Origin of the sequence: Nocardia anaemiae NBRC 100462 (assembly GCF_001612725.1) — a bacterium.
Taxonomy (GTDB): domain Bacteria; phylum Actinomycetota; class Actinomycetes; order Mycobacteriales; family Mycobacteriaceae; genus Nocardia; species Nocardia anaemiae.
Genome location: NZ_BDAZ01000062.1, coordinates 47322 through 63961, shown reverse-complemented (window position 1 = coordinate 63961; position 16640 = coordinate 47322). Strand labels below are relative to the sequence as shown.

Sequence of the window (16640 nt, the reverse complement as noted above, 5' to 3'; positions counted from 1 at the left end):
ATCAGCTCCTACTCATGCGCGCGGCCGCGATGGCCGCTTGGCCGTAACTGATACCGCCGTCGTTCATCGGGATCTGTTCGCCGACCAGGCCGTTCAGTCCCGTAGCCGCGAGACCGTCCAGCACCGCGGTGGTCAGCCGGGCGTTCTGGAAGACCCCGCCACCCAGACAGACGACATCGGTGCCGGATACCGCGGCGGCCGCGGCGGCCATGGTGACCATCACGGTCGCCACGGTTCGATGGAATCGAGCCGCCACCTCCCCGACCGGCTCGTCGGCGGCCAGTGCCACGACGTCGCGCAGAGTCGGGGTGGGGTCGTACACCAGCAGGCCGTCGCGCTGGTGTAACGCCCACCGCAGTGGCGCCGCTCCGGTCCGTCCGACCGCCGCAGCCTGCAGCCGGACCGCTGCCTCGCCTTCGTAGTTGTTGTCGTCGCATATGCCCAACAGGGCCGCGACCGCGTCGAACAACCGTCCCGCACTCGACGCGCGTGGACAATTCAACTCCTGCTCGATCATGCCGCGGATGACCGCGACCTCCCGGGCATCCATACGGTCCAGCAGGCCACCGGCCGCCACCGGTTCGGTGTGATCATCGAATCGCTCTGCCCCGAAAAGGTATCCCAGCGCCATCCGTGCGGGCCTGCGCACCGCGGCCGCTCCGCCAGGCATCGGTGCGGTGCCGAAACGGCCGAACCTGCGGTAGCCGCACAGATCCGCCACCAGAATTTCGCCACCCCAGAACGTGCCATCCTCACCGAGCCCCAATCCGTCCAGTGCGATACCGACGAACGGACCGGTGACGCCGTGCTCCGCAGCCGTGGCGGCAACGTGTGCGTGATGATGTTGCACCGCGATGCGAGACTCTGTGGGCCAGCGGCGTGCGTACCGGGTGGACAGATATCCCGGATGCAGATCGTGCGCAACGACTTTCGGCCGCGCGTTGTGCAGTAGGCACAGCGTGTCCGCGGCCTGCTCGAACGCCGTGTAAGCATCCGGGTTCTCCAGATCGCCGGTATGCGGTCCGACGATCGCCATCTCGCCGACGGCGAGGGTACTGGTGTGTTTCAACTGCGCGCCCACCGCGAGAATCGGCGCCGCGGCATATGTGGGCAAAGGAATCCGGGTCGGCGCATAGCCGCGGCCTCGCCGCACGCTGCTGATCCGGCATGCGACGACGCGAACCACGGAGTCGTCGTAACGGGTCCGAATGGGTCGGTCGTGGGTGAGAATCCCGTCGACGATCGGCCGCAACGTGGTTAGCGCTGCGGCGTCATCGATGATGATCGGCGCCCCACCGCGGTTGCCGCTGGTGACGACCAGCGGCCGCTTCAGTTCCGACAGCAGCAGCTGGTGTAGTGGGCTGTACGGCAGAAAGACACCGATCTCGGCCGATCCCGGGGCGACCGCCGCCGACACCTGCGCATCGGCACGGCGGGGCAGCAGCACGATCGGCGCGGCCGCGGAGCCGAGCAGCTCGGCCGCTATGGCGTCCACACTGCCCAGTTCCCGCGCGGCGGCGATATCGGCCACCATGACCGCGAGCGGTTTGGTCGGGCGCGGCTTGGTTTCGCGGAGCCGGGCCACGACCGCGTCGTCTCCGGCGTCGCACACCAGCTGATATCCGCCGATACCCTTCATTGCGACGATGCCGCCCCCGGCGACCACCGCACTGGCCGCTTGCAGCGCGTCTTCTCCTGCCGCGCTGAATATTTCGTTGTCGGCATGCCATGCCAGCCGCGGTCCGCAGTCCGGGCAACTGGTCGGCTCGGCGTGGAATCGTCGATCGGCGGGGTCGTGGTACTCGCGCGAACAGGCCGGGCATAGCTCGAAGGCGCGCATCGCGGTGCGCTCCCGGTCGTAGGGCAGCCCGTCGATGACGGTCGCGCGCGGCCCACAGTCAGTGCAGTTGAGAAATGGGTACCGGTAGCGGCGATCGGTCGGGTCGAACAGCTCACGCAGGCACGCCGCACAGATCGCCAGATCCGGCGGCACCTGCGGGGTAACCCGGGCGTCGGCGATACTGCCGACCACCGAAAAGCCAGGCCCCAGCACGGTTTCGACCGCCATCGACTCGGCCTCTATGCGATCGACACGGGCCGATGTCGGGGCAGTTTCCGCGAGGTGGGCAAGGAAATCGGCCACCGATACGGTCGGTCCGGCTACCCGGATGACAACGTGGCCGCCCGCATTGCGCACATCACCGGTCAAACCGAGACCGTGGGCAAGCCGATAGACGAACGGACGGAATCCGACGCCCTGCACGACGCCATGAACCCGGATCCGGATGCATCGACGCACGTCGACCGTGGCCGACCGCGTCATCGCCATGGCCAATCGGTAGCCGGTTGATCATCCATGCGCATGACCCCACGATGGTGGGTGCCCACAGCGCACCTCAAGGGCCGAAAGTCCTGCACCGTGCGACCAACTGGCACGCGTGATCCGGTGATGCGCACACCGGATCAGTGTGTCGATCCAATGCAGCATGCCCGAACGGTAGGGACTTCGGTCAGCATCGCGACGAGGATCAGGAGAGCGTGCGACGCCCACCGCACCAGCCTAGGAAGCGCGAACTCTCGGCAAAGGCGGTCACTGCGAGTCGATCGTGAAGATCTCCTCGACCGGGCGCCTCGGCGTCGGCGGCAGCGGCGTCTCCTCGGCAGGCGCGGCACCGATGCGGATCAGGACCTGGGGTGTGGTCCGGGTGTCGACCAGCTCCGCGATAGTTCGACGAGCCGCGGGTAGCTCGGTGACATGGGTCAGTGCGCACGTCGTCAAACCGGCGGCGGTGCATTCGAGCAGCACCACCGACAATGCCTCACCGGTGTGCAGCCACTGTGACACCGAATCACCTTTGGTGCTCAACGCCACCAGCGTGGAGTGATCGGTGAGTTCGCCGCGGCGCATCGAATGCGGCGCGGATGGGTACACTCGCCCGACATCCACCCGTGCGAACTCCGCGTCCGACACCAACCCGGTCGGCGGAATTCCCTCCGTGGTGTCGGGATGTCCAGCCCACCAATACAATTCGGTCTGATACATCGGGTCGTCCTTGCGGGCGGCCGCGGTATGTTCCGACACCGCGGCCAACCGTGCCCGTGCGCTGTCGTCGAGCACGTCAAGGGCGACGTCGTGGGGTGATACGAGTCTGCGCACAGAGGCGAGGACCTCGGCCCAGCCGTGCGGTGGCAGCATCGGCAGCCGATCGGTGCGGCGTTGTTCCATCGCGCGTGCCCGCGCCGGGATCCCGGCTGGCGGGTCGGGCCACGGTCGGAAGGCGATCATCGCCAGATAGTCGGGGCTGTCGGGGTCCGGGAGCCGGGTGATGTCGGTATGCCAGCCGTGAGCGGCAAAGCCGGTGCGAAGATGGTGCAGGTTGGCGCCGCAGCTGATGATCCGCTGACGGCCGTGTGGATCCGCGGCCGATAGCAATCGGTCGGGATCGGTGTGCAGGTGCAACCGGCTGCCATCGAAGACCCACCGCCAGGGCTGGGTGTTGTGTACCGACGGCGCACGTTGCGCCAACCGCAAAACCGCCACCAGAGTGTCGTGGTCGGGCACCACGGCAGTGTGAGCTACGTCTCCTTCGGTCATGGCTCCAGTCTGGGCGTCACCCTGGCAATCCGCCACACCCCTGGCGGCTGCCCCAGCGCAGATCACCGAACGAGGCGTTCGAAAGCCGTACTCAGTGACTCGGCGAGGGCGTCCTGGTCGGGAACGATCACCGGATCCGCGATCACGGCGACTCCGAGGGTGCCCGCGTAGGACAGGACCGCGAAGGTCACACCGGTATTTCCGGGCGTCGCCACCAAGGGCACCATCGTCTCCACTCGGCTGCCTGCGAGGTGTAGCGCGACGGTCGGGCCACGCAGGTTCGTTTCGAAGGTGTGCACCATGCGCTGATGTTCGACGAACAGTCGGAACAGCCCCGTCCGATGCAGCATCCGGAATAGCGCTCCCAGCGGCGCCGCAGAGGATGCTCGCCATCTCGTGCGGCTCGAAGCCTTTGTCGCGGTGATGATTTCGGTGAGCCGAGTCGAGTCATCGCCGGTGGCCGGAACCGAGATCGGCCGGACCCCGGTGTCATTGCCCAGTTCGTTCGCGGCGGTGCCGCGGCGGCCCGAGACCGGTACCGACACCACCAGCCGATCCGGCCACTCACCGCGGGTGTGCAGGACGTGCAGCAGCGCGCCGGTGACGGCCGCTAGCACGACATCGTTGACCGTGCCGCCGTGCCGGTGCGCGGTGGTGACGATATCGTCCAACGGCACCGTGACCCACGCCAGGCGACGTCGCCGGGAAGTCCGCCGGTTCAGCGAGGTCCGCTCGATCGGACGCATACTCGCCCAACTGAGGCCGAGTTCGCGCAAACCGATGAACCCGCGTCGGATATCGGCGGGCAGCGAGCGGAATGCCCGTATCTTTTCCCGAGTCGCGTCCGCGGCCAACGCCAACCGCCGCGGCGGCGGCCGCGGAAAATCCCGAATGGGTAGCGCGGGGCTTTCGTCGGCCAACGCGCTCAATACCGCCAAACCTCCGACGCCGTCCGCGAGCACGTGATGCATGATCACCACCAAGCCAACGCATCCGGGCACTGTCACCAGATGCGCTCGCCACCGGGGACCGTCGTCGGGTAGCGGCGTACACAGCAATTCGGCCGCGATATCGAGCAATGCACGATCGCCGCCCGATTCTGGCCGTCGTACCTCCTCCAGTTGTCGGTCCACCTGGAAATCGGGCGCATCGACCCAGATCGGTCGTCCACAGCCGAAAGGTGCGCGACGCAATGTTTGTCGCAGCCGAGGTATGCGCGTAACGCGGTCGGCGAGCAGAGCGCGGATGGCGGCCGGATTCGGCGCGGTTGCATCACCGAATACCAGGATCGCGCCGATATTCATCGGCACCGATGTCCGATCGGCAACCAATACGGTGATATCCGTGGCCGTGGCACGCTCGATCGGAGCGGGTTCCGGCATCACCATGCTCCTCCTCCGAAGACAGCCGGGGCGGCGGTCGAGATCGACTGTCGCGCCGAGTGTTCGAGATCAGTTCGAACGCACCACGATCATCGGCACCTCCACCGAATGCAATAACCCGTTGCTGGTGGAACCGAGGACCATGCTGGTGAATCCGCCGCGGCCGCGGCAGCCGACGACTACCAGCTGGGCGTTTGCCGACTCGTCGAGCAACGCGCGAACGGGCCGGTCGACCACCACGATTCGATGCACCTTCACATCTGGATAGCGTTCGGCCCAGCCCGCAAGGCTTTCGGCGAGCACCGCCTCCGCCGAGCCGCGGGCGGTCTCCCAGTTGACCATCGGCAGGTCTACCGCGCTGGTGTCGCTCCACGCGTGCAAGGCGATCAGGTCCACCTTGCGGTGCGAGGCCTCCTCGAAAGCGAGTTCGATGGCGGGGGCACTGTTCTCGGTGCCGTCGACGCCGACCAGAACCGGTTGGGTCGCCGAGACCGGATCGAGCGCGGCGATCCCGTGGATCACCGCGACCGGGCAGTGCGCGTGATGGGTAGCGGCGGTGCTCACCGAGCCGAGCAATCCGCGCTGGAGCGCGCCGCTGCCCCGGCTGCCGACCACCAGCAGGTGCGCGTGCGCGGAGCGCTCGATCAGCGTTGGAATGATCAGGTTGAAGGTCACCTCGGTGGTGATGGCGAGATCGTCACCAGGTGCGGCCGTCCGTGCGAGGCGAGTTGCCTCGGTCAGGATCCGCTCGCCTTCGCTGCGCAGCCATTCGGTGTCGGTTTCCGTCAGCAGTACACCGGGACCGTAGCCCATCTGAATCCCCACCGAGGTGAGAAGGTGCAGCCTGCGATGATGCAACGCGGCCTCGGCCGCCGCCCACGCGACCGCCTGATATGAATTCGCCGAGCCGTCGACGGCCGCGAGGATCGGTGCATCGGGTTGTTCCGCGAGCGAAGCATTTTCGTCTGCCACGTGCTGTCCCTTCGAGGTCATTGTCGGTCCTCTTTGATCGTCCGCGAGACCCATTCCCGGTCCCATCTGGTGCCCCGGCGGCGGTCCAACAGCCATTGCGTGCCCCGCACGAGGCACAAGCCGACGAACCCGGTGCCAACGAGTACGATCACGCCGACACCGATCCCGGTAATCGGGGCCGCGTCCGCCTGTCGCGGCCTGGTGGTCGGCGCACCGTCGGGTCCGAGCCAGACCGCGACCCGGTCACCGGGCTGCGCCTGGCGCGGCACCGGTACGGTCGCGGTGTCGATGCGCTCGTTCTGCTGCCACTGCACCCGTGCTTCCACGCCGTGTTCCGAGGTACGTTGCGGCTCGTCGGTAATCACCGCGTTCACCACCGATTTCGTCGCTTGCTCGGTATGTATCCTGGCGACGTCGGCGGTGTATGCCTCGGTGCCGAGGGCACCTGCGACCGGCACCGCGACCAGTACCGCGACCACTGCGATGATCCGCACTGCGGCCTCGACCCGATCGGAGCTGCGCATCAGCGGATTCGAATTCCACGGCCGCAGCCACCACACGCCGAAAAGGCGGGTCCGCCACCCCTGCAGCGGGATCGTCACACTGTCCGACATCGCCACCTCACCTCGTCCGACGGCTCGATATCAACGAGCATCGCGACTCGACAGCGGCGCGGGCAGAGAAGAAGGTCATCTCCCGGGTGGGCCGAGTGGCCCCGGCTGCTGGTCCTGCTGGAATGCGGCAACGGCTGTCGGCAACGTCGGATCCATCGCGTCGGCGATGCTGGTTCGACTGCCGCTGCAGCTCACCGGAAAGCCTTGCAGCAGACCGGAAGCCAGGTTCGTCGGGCCGAGTGCGGCGAGCTCGGTGTTCACCACGACCTGTTGACCGTGCCTGGCCGCGAATGCCCTCACGGTCAGCGCGTTATCGCAGAATCCGACGACCGCGATACCGACACCGAGCACACTGGTCTGCCACTCCCATTGGTCCAGGTGTGGCGCGAAGGGGCAGCTGCCGCGACGTAGCCAACGAGAGACACCGAACACGACTTCCAGCCCACATCATGGGGTCGTCGGACCCTGTCCAGGGCGGTCCGCTGCCGCGCACAGTCGACTCATGATCACCATGCATGTCCGCAGACTCGGTGCCAGCGAGGCTCTACTGTGCCTGTTGTCCGGCCTCGTCGCCACCTGGGCAGTCGTCGGCGTGCTCGGCTTGATGACCGGAGTGCTCGACCTCGGCGCTACCATCGAGGACCGAATTCCGTTCCACAGCCCCGCTTTCGCCGGTCTCATGCTCGCGCTCGTCGTCGGATTCCCGATGACGGTGACCGCGCTGTTCGCGGCACGCGATGACGAGCGGACACCGCCTGCTGCAATGATCTCGGGTCTGGCCCTGGTCGGCTGGATCATGGTGCAGCTCGTGGTCATCCGCGAATTCAGCTGGTTACAGCCGATCTGTGTCGGGTTCGGCCTCGCGGTGTTGCTCCTCGGCGGCGCATTGCTACGACGCGACGGCGCCCGCACCTGATCACCGACGGTCGAAAGTCACTCGGGAAGCGTCGGTTCGGCTCTGTGCGCCACCGTAGCCCGGACGTAGCGTCGAAATCACTTCCGCCGGTCATAGCGAAATTAGGAGACTGAGATGCGGGCTCGGGTCGTTTATGAATCGATGTTCGGCAATACCGCCGCGATCGCCCGGGCGATCGCGGACGGATTACGCTCACACGCCGAGGTGGAGGTGCTCAGCGTCGCCGCCGCCGCGCAGATGCCGGAGCCGACAATCGATCTACTGGTGGTCGGCGGACCTACTCACACCTTCGGCCTGAGTCGCACGCGAACCCGCCGCGATGCCGCCGGGAACACCGATGCGCCGGTCGCGGTCGATATCGGCATCCGCGAATGGCTCGACGCGGCGCTGCCGGTGTCCGAGGGGTCTCGGGCCGCGGCCTTCTGCACGAAAGCCGCCAAACCGCGGTGGCTGCCGGGCTCGGCCGCACGTGGCGCCGGGAAACGATTGCGGCGCTTGGGTTATGAGCTCGCCGACGATCCAGTGGACTTCTTCGTCGAGGGCATGCAGGGCCCCCTTGCCCATGGTGAGCTCGAACGCGCTCGACTTTGGGCCGAGCGCTTGGCACATTCCGAACTCGATCGCTTCACGCATCGGGTCTGAGACCCGAAGGATTACGACAGTGCACTACCGCGTCCTGATCGATGAAGCGCGCCCGCAGACCGTTCTCGAACTGCGGCGCGCCATCCGCGCCGACCACGCGGGCGACGATATCGGCGCCGGGATGCAGGCACTGTACGAGCTGGCGGCCAGCACCGGTCTGGCACCGGCCGGGCCGCCGTCGACCACCTACCTCGGTGACTTCCGCGCGACCACATCGACCGAGGTCGACTTCGCGCTACCAGTCACGCTCGGGCCCATCGGCGACAACCGCGACCAAGTGACGGTGCGCCGAGCTGAGCCGTGCCTCTACGCCCGTACCGCCCATCGCGGCGACTATCAACACATCGGCGACGCGTACCGAGCGTTGGAGAATTGGTTGCGCACATCGTCGTTCCATCCGGTGGGACCGCCGACCGAGGTGTATCTGGTCGCTCCCGACGAGGTCGTCGACGCACGCGACCTGCTCACCGAGATCCGCATTCCCGTGGCATCCGCCGAACTCCTCGTGCGGGTGCCGACCCCGTTCGCCGAGACCGTCGCCGCCGTACGCGAGGCCTTGGCCGAACAAGGTTTCGGCGTGCTGACCGAAATCGATGTGCGCGCGACCTTGCGGGCGAAACTCGACATCGAGATGGAGGACTACCTGATCCTCGGCGCCTGCAACCCGATGCTCGCGCACCGGGCGATCGGCATTCACCGGCACATCGGCCTGCTGCTGCCCTGCAATGTGGTGGTGCGCACCGACAACGGCGCCACCATTGTCGAAGCCATCGACCCGGACATCCTCGTCGCCAATACGCAACAGCCCGCGCTGCAGCCGATCGCGCAGGAAGCCCGCGCCGGTTTGGCGGCAGCCTTGGATGCGGTGGTAAAGCGTTGCGCCGCACCGGCTTAGCGGCGTCTCCCACACTCAGCGTGGCCGACCATATACGGTCGGTCACCCTATTCGCGCTTACTCGGTGCCTAGTCCGGCTCGCTGATCTCGACCGGGTTGCCGACCATATCGGGGACGGTCGGCGACCGAGGACACGGGACCACCGAGGACAGGTGGTTTCAGCGGTCCCCGCTGTCACTCATGAGCAGGTGGGAGCAGTCGGCTCGAACGGACTGAGCACATCTTCCACCGACCGTCGCGGTGTCACCGGCAACGACGGTGCATTGGTCGGAAGACAACCGATCCGTAGAACCGCCTGCGGTTGGGCGACGCCGTCGAGCACCTCGAGGCGCATTCTGTTGCGTAGGTCCGCGAGCTCGAGCGGTTCGGTGAGCAGGCAGGTGGCCAGTCCGATATTGGTGGCGGTCAGCAGCACCGCACTCATCGCCTCGCCCGCGCGCAACCGCGACAGCCGATCGTCGGCCGAAGTGCTGATCACCAGTAGTTCGGCGTAATCGGGTTCGAGCGCACCGTCGGCCAACGCTGGTGCTGCGAACTCGCGAGCAGGCAGTTCGTCATGCGACTCCACGCGAGGGGTGTTCCTGGCGGGTACCCCGTCGTCCGAACTGTGCCTGCCAGACCAATTCGCCAATTCGAAGCGGGATTCCACATCTCCGGCGTGCAAGGCGGCGGCGGTCCGCATTGCCTCGATCAACACCTCGCGGTGACGGTTACCGGCGTGGGTCACGGTTGCCCCCAGCGCGGCGGCGCGTTCGGTCACCAAGCCCAGATATCCGTGCGGGATCGGCCATGAAGAGTAATGCCTGCGGTCGGTCTGGCGTCTCGAGATCGCCGCGCTCAGCGCGGTATCCAGCGGTGTAGGCCGATGCCGCAGCAACTCGACCGCGGCCAAGTAGTTCGGATCCGCCGGATTCGGCAGCCGATGCACCACCGCCGACCAGCCGAGCGCTGCCAACGCGACGCACAGGTGATGCAGGGCCGCTCCACAACTCAGCACCAGCTCGCGCTGATCCGGATCGGACGAGGGCATTGCGCGCTCCGGGTCCAGGTAGAGGTGGATGGAACAGCTATTGATCCGCCACCGCCACGGCTGGACATTGTGCACCGACGGCGCCCGCACCGCGAGCGCCAGCGCTGTCTTCACGGTGTTGTCGTCGGGCAATCCGTGCTCCATTTCGCCTTCCTTCATCGATTTCGCCCCACGGTCCCATCGGCGCGCGGTCCCGGGTAAGGGCACGACGACCCCTACTCGCAGGACTTCGGCCGACTCTCGCCGAACCCTGTCCTGACACCGAGATCGGACCCGAAGACCCTGCGGATCAAGGACCTTCGGCCATCACCGCGCACCGGGTCGGTGCGCAAGTCTGGGACCACCACAACCGGAAGGATCCGATCGCCATGTCCGCGGTCCATAGACCAGACCTGCACGGTCACCGCGCCGTCGTCGACGGCGGCGCCGCGGCGGGCATGGCCTTGACCGCGCTTGCTGAACGGCTCGCCTCGTGATCGTGTCGAACGGGTCGCCCGCCGATCTACGCGAAACCCATACCGGCGTCGTTGTGCTGTGCGGCGACCGTGCGTACAAGGTGAAGAAACCGATTGCTACCGACTTCCTGGACTTCAGCACGCCGGACCTGCGCGAGCGGGCCTGCGTACGTGAACTCGAACTCAATCGCCGGATGGCCCCGGACGTGTATCTCGGTGTCGCGCACCTGAGCGACACCACCGGTGGCCCGAGCGAACCGGTACTCGTTATGCGCCGAATGCCGGAGCACCGCAGGCTCACCCATATCCTGACCGACGCGGCGGCCGGTAGCTCGGAAATCTCAGCGCTGGTCCGAGTACTGGCACAGTTCCACCACGCGGCTCGCCGCGGCCCGGACATCGACCTGGCCGGAACCCCGGAGGCGCTGCGCGATCGATGGCAGGCGCTTCTGCGCACCCTACGGGCGCAACCCGCCGATCTCGTGGCTCCGGACTTGCTCGCGCGGATAGAAGCGCGTGCGATGCGCTACCTCGAGGGCCGAAAACCCTTGCTGACCCGCAGGATCGCCCAGGGCCGCATCGTCGATGGACATGGCGACCTGCAAGCCCAGGACATCTTCGAGCTACCCGATGGCTTCCGGGTGCTCGACTGCCTCGACTTCGACGATCAGCTGCGCTACGTCGATTGCCTGGACGATATCGCCTTCCTGGCGATGGATCTCGAATACCTCGGCCACGATGATCTGAGCACTCGCCTGCTCGACGATTATCAACGCGTGACCGAGGATTCGGCGCCGTCGTCCCTGCGGGACCACTACGTTGCCTACCGCGCGCTCGTCCGTGCCAAGGTGAATGTGATCCGCTTCGAACAGGGCGATGTGACAGCTCGCGACCGTACTTGGCGCCACCTGCGGATCGCGGCACGCCGTCTGGATCGGGCCGCGGTCCGCCTCACCCTTGTCGGCGGACTGCCCGGCACCGGGAAAACCACAGTCGCCGAACACCTTTCACTGCCGACCGGTGCGGTAGTACTCGGCACCGACAGGGTGCGCAGGGAATTGGCCGCATCCGAAGAGGTGACCGACCCGGTCGGCGAATACGGCGTCGGAATGTACTCCCCGGTCGACAAGGCTCGTGTCTATGCCGAATTGCGCATCCGCGCTCGAGCGCTGCTCGAATCCGGCGTCTCGGTGATCCTCGACGCGAGCTGGATCGATCCGGACGAACGACGACGCGCCGCCGTGCTCGCCGACGAAGCGAGCGCAGAACTGGTGCAACTGCGATGCCACTGCCCGGAATCGCTGGCGAACGAACGCATTCGGCAACGCCCGGCCGGGGATTCCGACGCGACCCCTGCCATCGCCGCCGCCATGTCCACCGCCGATGCGCCCTGGCCGGAGGCCATCGCCTTGGACACCGGCCGGATACTCGCCGACACCCTGGAGACGGCATGCCGAGCCTGGCGAATCGGCGGAGAATGGGCAGCGGCGGCCGAATCGGACAGATCAAGGGACTTTGGTCACGAGAGAGAGGTCCAACGCCGATCCAACGAACCGGACCGCTCCGTACGCTGAGTGAATTCGGTGTGAGGGAGAGGCATAAGACATGATCAGGGTGTTCTTGGTCGATGATCATGAGATCGTGCGCCGCGGTATCGGCGATCTCATCGCCCTCGAATCCGACCTCGAGGTGGTCGGTGAAGCGGGTTCGTTCTCGCAGGCGCTCGCCCGGATTCCGGCGCTACGTCCCGATGTCGCCGTTCTCGACGTCCGCCTGCCTGATGGCAACGGCATCGAACTGTGCCGTGAACTGCTGTCCGCAGAGCCCAAGCTGCGCTGTCTGATCCTGACCTCGTTCACTGACGAGCAGGCCATGCTCAACGCCATTCTGGCCGGAGCCAGCGGCTACGTGGTCAAGGACATCAAGAGCCTGGAGCTGATCGATGCGATCCGTGAGGTCGGTGCGGGTAAATCGCTGCTCGACAACCGGGCTGCCGCGGCGCTGATGGCGAAGCTGCGCGCGGAGGCGGAAGCGAAGACCGGGCCGCTCGCGAGCCTTACCGACCAGGAGCGCACCCTGCTGTCCCTACTCGGCGAGGGGTTGACGAATCGGCAGATCGCAAGCCGGATGTTCCTGGCTGAGAAGACGGTCAAGAACTACGTCTCGCGGCTGTTGACCAAACTCGGCGTCGAACGCCGCACCCAGGCAGCCGTTCTGGCCTCGAAACTGAACCAGCAGGAACTGTAGGTGACCGACCAGTCCATTCGCGGCCGCTGATCGGGCTCGGTGGGATTGATCGTGGAAGAATGCCCGGTATGGAAGGCCAGGCTTCGGCCGGGGCGCACAGCAGTCGGCCACCCGTGACCGACACACTGTCTCAGCTGCGGCTGCGCGAACTGCTCATGGAGGTCCAGGACCACATTGCGCAGATCGTAGATGTGCGCGACCGGATGGATCGGTTGATGGAGGCCATGCTGGTCGTCACCGCCGGTCTGGATCTTGACAACACACTGCGCACGATCGTGCACAGCGCCATTGAGCTGGTCGACGCGCAATACGGAGCGCTGGGTGTGCGGGAGACCGATCCGACGAACAATCAGCTCGCCGAATTCGTGTATGAGGGCATCGATGACCGCACCCGCGTCCTGATCGGCGACCTGCCACGCGGGCACGGTGTGCTTGGCCTGCTCATCCAACAACCGAAACCCATTCGGCTGACCAACCTTTCGGATCATCCCTCCTCGGTCGGCTTCCCCGAACACCACCCGCCGATGCACACGTTCCTCGGCGTTCCGGTCCAAGTCCGTGACGAAGTGTTCGGCAACCTCTACCTCACCGAGAAAGCGGGCGGACTGGAGTTCACCGAGGACGACGAGGTAGTGGTGCGGGCCCTGGCAGCTGCCGCGGGCATCGCCATCGAGAACGCCCGGCTCTATGAGCTGTCCCGCGCCCGCCAGCAGTGGCTCGAAGCGACCAGGGATGTGGCTACCGAACTGCTGGTCGCCACCGAATCGAACGAGGTTCTCGATCTCGTCGTCCAGCGAGCCCTCACTCTGACCGAATCGGCGTGCACCTTCATCGCCTTGCCTGAAGATCCCGATATCCCGGCCGACGAGGTCACCGAGTTGATGGTGGTCGCCGCAGCAGGCCTCGATGCCGATGAACTCATCGGCCAACGGCTACCGGTCGCGGCATCGAACTCCGGTGAAGTGTTTCGCCGCGGACAGGTTATGTCGGTCCAGAAACTGTCATACGACCCGTTCAGTGACTCCCCTGAATTCGGCCCGGCGCTGATACTCCCGCTGCGAGCCGGACGTTCCGTCGTCGGAGTGCTCACCACCCTGCGTCCGGCCGACGCGCCACCGCTCGACACTGCGGCGCAAACGATGATGGCCACCATCGCCGACCAAGCCGCACTTGCCTTGCGGTTGGCCGAAACCCAGGAGCGTATGCGCGAACTCGACGTACTCTCCGACCGCGATCGGATCGCCCGAGGCCTGCACGATCACGTCATCCAGCGGCTGTTCGCCGTCGGGCTATCGCTGCAGAGCACCGCGCAGCGGGCTCGCGCGCCCGAGGTGCGATCTCGGCTGCTGGCAACGATTGACGATGTGCAGGCGATTGTGCAGGACATCCGCCATTCGATCTTCGATCTGCAGAGCAATACCACCGCGGATTCCTCCAAATATCGCAAGTACCTGCACGGGATCATCGTCGATATGACCGCGGATTCCGGGCTGCACACCACCGTGCGGTTGGCAGGCCCGGTGACGGTGCTCGCCCCACCGCTGTCTGACGACGTCGAGGCGGTGCTACGCGAGGCCGTGAGCAATGTGGTGCGGCATGCATCGGCGAGCACCGTATCGGTGGAGTTGAAAGTGCGTGACGACGTCAGCATCGAGGTGACCGACGACGGCATCGGCGTCCCCGATGACATCGCGCGACGCAGCGGATTGGCCAATATGGCGGCGCGGGCGAAGGAAGCGGGTGGTACGTTCAGCATCGAGAACCGCCCCGGTGGTGGCACAGTGCTGCGCTGGTCGGCGCCGCTGCCCTGACATACTGTGCAGCGGCCATATGCGCGGTAGGCGAGCAGTCACCGCCGTTGGCCCTCAGTTTCGTGCCCCTTTGGGCCCTCGGGTTCGGGACCTTGGACAGGCGTGCGGGATCCCGCAGAGTTCCTAACCTACGTGTACCCGATCGTTGGACCGACAGCAGCCCATGACCACATGTCGCATCGTAGCGATCCCGCATCGAATTGCCTCGGGCGCAGTGGTTGTCGGTGCCGACGTGATCAAGCGCCCGCGCCGATCCGCTCCAGAAAGCCGAGAAATCACATGTCCACCAATACCGTCAATCCGCCCGTCCTCGTCGGCGCCGACGGATCCGCCGACTCCGTCGAAGCCGTGCGGTGGGCTGCCGTCGACGCAGCCCGACACGGCGCGCCTCTGCACATCATCTACGCGATCGGCGCACCGGTCGACTACGGACCAAATATCGCCTTCAATCAGATCGACTACGACGTCTATCGCCAAGCCGGCGCCGCCGCGGTCGGGCTCGCACGCAAAACCGCTGTCGCCGTATCGGATTCGATTCACCCGCTCGATATCGAGACATTCGTTGTCGAGGCACCACCGGTCCCTGTGCTGTGCGACCGATCCAAGGAGGCCAGGCTGGTGGTGGTCGGCACCCGCGGCCTCGGCGCGTTCCGGCGTGGACTACTTGGGTCCGTAAGCACCTCACTGGCCCGGCACGCACATTGCCCGGTCGCGGTGATCCCGGAGACGGTGGCCCCCGAGCGGGCGCTCGGCCCGGTCGTGATCGGTGTCGACGGCTCCCCGGGCGGCATCCGTGCCCTCGACGTCGCCTTCGATGAGGCGTCGCGGCGGCGCGCGGCCCTCGTAGCAGTGCACACCTGGTCCGAATTCAATCGCTATATCCCCCGCACTGATATGGCGAACGAGGCCGAAGAACTGCTCGCCGAAAGCCTGGCGGGCTACACCGAGAAGTACCCCGATGTCCGCGTCCAGCGAGTGGTCACCGAGGACCGCCCCGCCAAACGCATCCTCGCCGCCGCCGAACGCGCACAACTGATCGTGGTCGGCAGCCACGGCGACGGCGGCTTCGCCGGTATGACCCTCGGTTCCACCAGCCAGGCCGTCCTGCATGCGGCCGACTGCCCCGTGATCATCGCCCGCCCCCAGGACTGACAGCCCGATCCTGCCCCGGCTGCCTACGATCCGAGCCGGTCGTGCCAGGCGGCCTTCGCACCGCTGACACCCGTCCGGTAGCCCTGCACCACCAGGCCCACGGACACAGCCACCACGACGACAACCAGAACACTCAAGCAGTTGTGGTGGCGCCCGTTCACCCGCGCGGGGAAGCCGCCATGGGCGCCGCCACACCGTGGGCATTTGTTCCAGGCCCAGCGCCGCCGCAACCGGGACCTAAGGCACTAGCTGACACAACTGGTCAAGCGAACCATAGCTGCTGTGTGGCTCGAAATTTCCCGGTGCCGACCGGGCGCATCGCCAATGGGTTCGGTGCGGTCATCTTCGATATGGACGGCGTGGTCACCGACACCGCAGCAGTGCACGCAGCCGCGTGGCGGGCACTGTTCGATCAGATTTTGCCCGCGATAGCAGGCCCCGACGAGCCGCCGTTCGACCCCGATCAGGACTATCGCAAGTGGCTCGACGGGCGGGTCCGTACAGACGGCGTCCGCTCCTTCCTCAGATCGCGCGGCATCACCCTGTCAGAGGGCGCCCCGGAAGACCCGCCTGAACGGATGACCGTCGCGGGGCTTGCGGCCCGCAAGCAGTTGCTTTTCGCCGCCGAGGTGGGCCGCGCCGGGGCGCAGGTATTCCCCGATGCCAAGGACCTGCTCACCCGGCTCCGCTCGGCCCAGATTCCAACCGCGCTGGTCACCGCCAGCCGCAACAGCGCCGCGATCGTGGATGCCGCAGGTCTCACCGATCTGTTCACCGTCCGCGTCGATGGCACCGATGCAGCGCGGATGTCATTGCCCGGCAAATCTGATCCCGCGATGTTCATCGAGGCGGCCCGCCGTGCCGAATCGAACAGGTGCCCAGAAGGTGCCGTCGTAAGACCGCGAGTGCAGGGCCATTGGCCCCTGGCT

At 66.4% G+C, this 16640-nt stretch carries 14 protein-coding genes and 2 pseudogenes; 9 read left to right on the top strand and 7 right to left on the bottom strand.

Annotated elements, in window-relative coordinates; all coding sequences use genetic code 11:
- Position 1 precedes the first annotated feature (1 nt).
- From hypF to NA5_RS43065, 6 genes are all read right to left on the bottom strand, one after another.
- Entirely contained in the window at positions 2–2329 is a 2328-nt protein-coding gene (gene hypF, locus NA5_RS30425; RefSeq protein WP_062992230.1) for a carbamoyltransferase HypF, read from the bottom strand.
- 261 nt (positions 2330–2590) lie between these two features.
- A complete protein-coding gene (locus NA5_RS30420; RefSeq protein ID WP_062992307.1) occupies positions 2591–3595 on the bottom strand; it encodes an Acg family FMN-binding oxidoreductase in 1005 nt (334 codons plus the stop codon).
- Positions 3596–3657: 62 nt separating this feature from the next.
- Positions 3658–4977, bottom strand: coding sequence for a wax ester/triacylglycerol synthase domain-containing protein (locus NA5_RS30415; RefSeq protein ID WP_063813693.1), 1320 nt, complete (start codon positions 4975–4977; stop codon positions 3658–3660).
- A 69-nt stretch (positions 4978–5046) separates the two neighbouring features.
- Entirely contained in the window at positions 5047–5970 is a 924-nt protein-coding gene (locus NA5_RS30410) for a universal stress protein (protein ID WP_062992226.1), read from the bottom strand.
- Complete coding sequence (locus tag NA5_RS30405; protein WP_062992224.1) at positions 5967–6563, bottom strand: Rv1733c family protein; 597 nt, start codon at positions 6561–6563, stop codon at positions 5967–5969. Before NA5_RS30405 ends, NA5_RS30410 begins: the two co-directional genes overlap by 4 nt.
- Before the next feature lie 75 nt (positions 6564–6638).
- Entirely contained in the window at positions 6639–6995 is a 357-nt protein-coding gene (locus tag NA5_RS43065; protein WP_062992222.1) for a SulP family inorganic anion transporter, read from the bottom strand.
- Between the two features lie 70 nt (positions 6996–7065).
- Here NA5_RS43065 and NA5_RS30395 point away from each other — a divergent pair, with 70 nt between their 5' ends.
- From NA5_RS30395 to NA5_RS42505, 4 genes and pseudogenes are all read left to right on the top strand, one after another.
- Positions 7066–7479: a hypothetical protein gene (locus NA5_RS30395; RefSeq protein ID WP_062992220.1), complete on the top strand. Its 414-nt coding sequence runs from the start codon at positions 7066–7068 to the stop codon at positions 7477–7479.
- 114 nt (positions 7480–7593) lie between these two features.
- Complete coding sequence (locus NA5_RS30390) at positions 7594–8121, top strand: flavodoxin family protein (protein ID WP_062992218.1); 528 nt, start codon at positions 7594–7596, stop codon at positions 8119–8121.
- Positions 8042–8596: pseudogene (locus tag NA5_RS42930) on the top strand (GyrI-like domain-containing protein); the annotation flags it as partial. The gene NA5_RS30390 and the pseudogene NA5_RS42930, both read left to right, overlap by 80 nt.
- A 9-nt stretch (positions 8597–8605) precedes the next feature.
- Positions 8606–9016, top strand: coding sequence for a DUF302 domain-containing protein (locus tag NA5_RS42505; RefSeq protein WP_062992305.1), 411 nt, complete (start codon positions 8606–8608; stop codon positions 9014–9016).
- 178 nt (positions 9017–9194) lie between these two features.
- On the opposite strand, the gene NA5_RS30380 is transcribed toward NA5_RS42505, so the two are convergent.
- Complete coding sequence (locus tag NA5_RS30380; protein WP_062992216.1) at positions 9195–10190, bottom strand: Acg family FMN-binding oxidoreductase; 996 nt, start codon at positions 10188–10190, stop codon at positions 9195–9197.
- Between the two features lie 334 nt (positions 10191–10524).
- On the opposite strand from NA5_RS30380, the gene NA5_RS30375 reads away from it, so the two are divergent.
- The 5 genes and pseudogenes from NA5_RS30375 to NA5_RS39670 form a co-directional block, all read left to right on the top strand.
- A complete protein-coding gene (locus NA5_RS30375; RefSeq protein WP_245672467.1) occupies positions 10525–12075 on the top strand; it encodes a bifunctional aminoglycoside phosphotransferase/ATP-binding protein in 1551 nt (516 codons plus the stop codon).
- Positions 12076–12106: 31 nt separating this feature from the next.
- Positions 12107–12748, top strand: a complete 642-nt coding sequence (locus tag NA5_RS30370; protein WP_062992214.1) for a response regulator — start codon at positions 12107–12109, stop codon at positions 12746–12748.
- 68 nt (positions 12749–12816) lie between these two features.
- A complete protein-coding gene (locus tag NA5_RS30365) occupies positions 12817–14559 on the top strand; it encodes a GAF domain-containing sensor histidine kinase (RefSeq protein WP_062992212.1) in 1743 nt (580 codons plus the stop codon).
- Positions 14560–14838: 279 nt separating this feature from the next.
- Positions 14839–15711: a universal stress protein gene (locus NA5_RS30360; RefSeq protein WP_062992210.1), complete on the top strand. Its 873-nt coding sequence runs from the start codon at positions 14839–14841 to the stop codon at positions 15709–15711.
- A 179-nt stretch (positions 15712–15890) separates the two neighbouring features.
- Positions 15891–16562 (top strand): annotated as a pseudogene (locus tag NA5_RS39670) (HAD family hydrolase); the annotation flags it as partial.
- Between the last annotated feature and the right edge of the window lie 78 nt (positions 16563–16640).

What these genes read in the sequence shown, in the direction of transcription:
- hypF (WP_062992230.1), bottom strand. Translation starts at nt 2,329, where the DNA reads ATGGCGATGACGCGGTCGGCCACGGTCGACGTGCGTCGATGCATCCGG.
- NA5_RS30390 (WP_062992218.1), top strand. Translation starts at nt 7,594, where the DNA reads ATGCGGGCTCGGGTCGTTTATGAATCGATGTTCGGCAATACCGCCGCG.
- NA5_RS30410 (WP_062992226.1), bottom strand. Translation starts at nt 5,970, where the DNA reads ATGACCTCGAAGGGACAGCACGTGGCAGACGAAAATGCTTCGCTCGCG.
- NA5_RS30370 (WP_062992214.1), top strand. Translation starts at nt 12,107, where the DNA reads ATGATCAGGGTGTTCTTGGTCGATGATCATGAGATCGTGCGCCGCGGT.
- NA5_RS30405 (WP_062992224.1), bottom strand. Translation starts at nt 6,563, where the DNA reads ATGTCGGACAGTGTGACGATCCCGCTGCAGGGGTGGCGGACCCGCCTT.
- NA5_RS30380 (WP_062992216.1), bottom strand. Translation starts at nt 10,190, where the DNA reads ATGGAGCACGGATTGCCCGACGACAACACCGTGAAGACAGCGCTGGCG.
- NA5_RS30360 (WP_062992210.1), top strand. Translation starts at nt 14,839, where the DNA reads ATGTCCACCAATACCGTCAATCCGCCCGTCCTCGTCGGCGCCGACGGA.
- NA5_RS30395 (WP_062992220.1), top strand. Translation starts at nt 7,066, where the DNA reads ATGATCACCATGCATGTCCGCAGACTCGGTGCCAGCGAGGCTCTACTG.
- NA5_RS30365 (WP_062992212.1), top strand. Translation starts at nt 12,817, where the DNA reads ATGGAAGGCCAGGCTTCGGCCGGGGCGCACAGCAGTCGGCCACCCGTG.
- NA5_RS30420 (WP_062992307.1), bottom strand. Translation starts at nt 3,595, where the DNA reads ATGACCGAAGGAGACGTAGCTCACACTGCCGTGGTGCCCGACCACGAC.
- NA5_RS30415 (WP_063813693.1), bottom strand. Translation starts at nt 4,977, where the DNA reads ATGCCGGAACCCGCTCCGATCGAGCGTGCCACGGCCACGGATATCACC.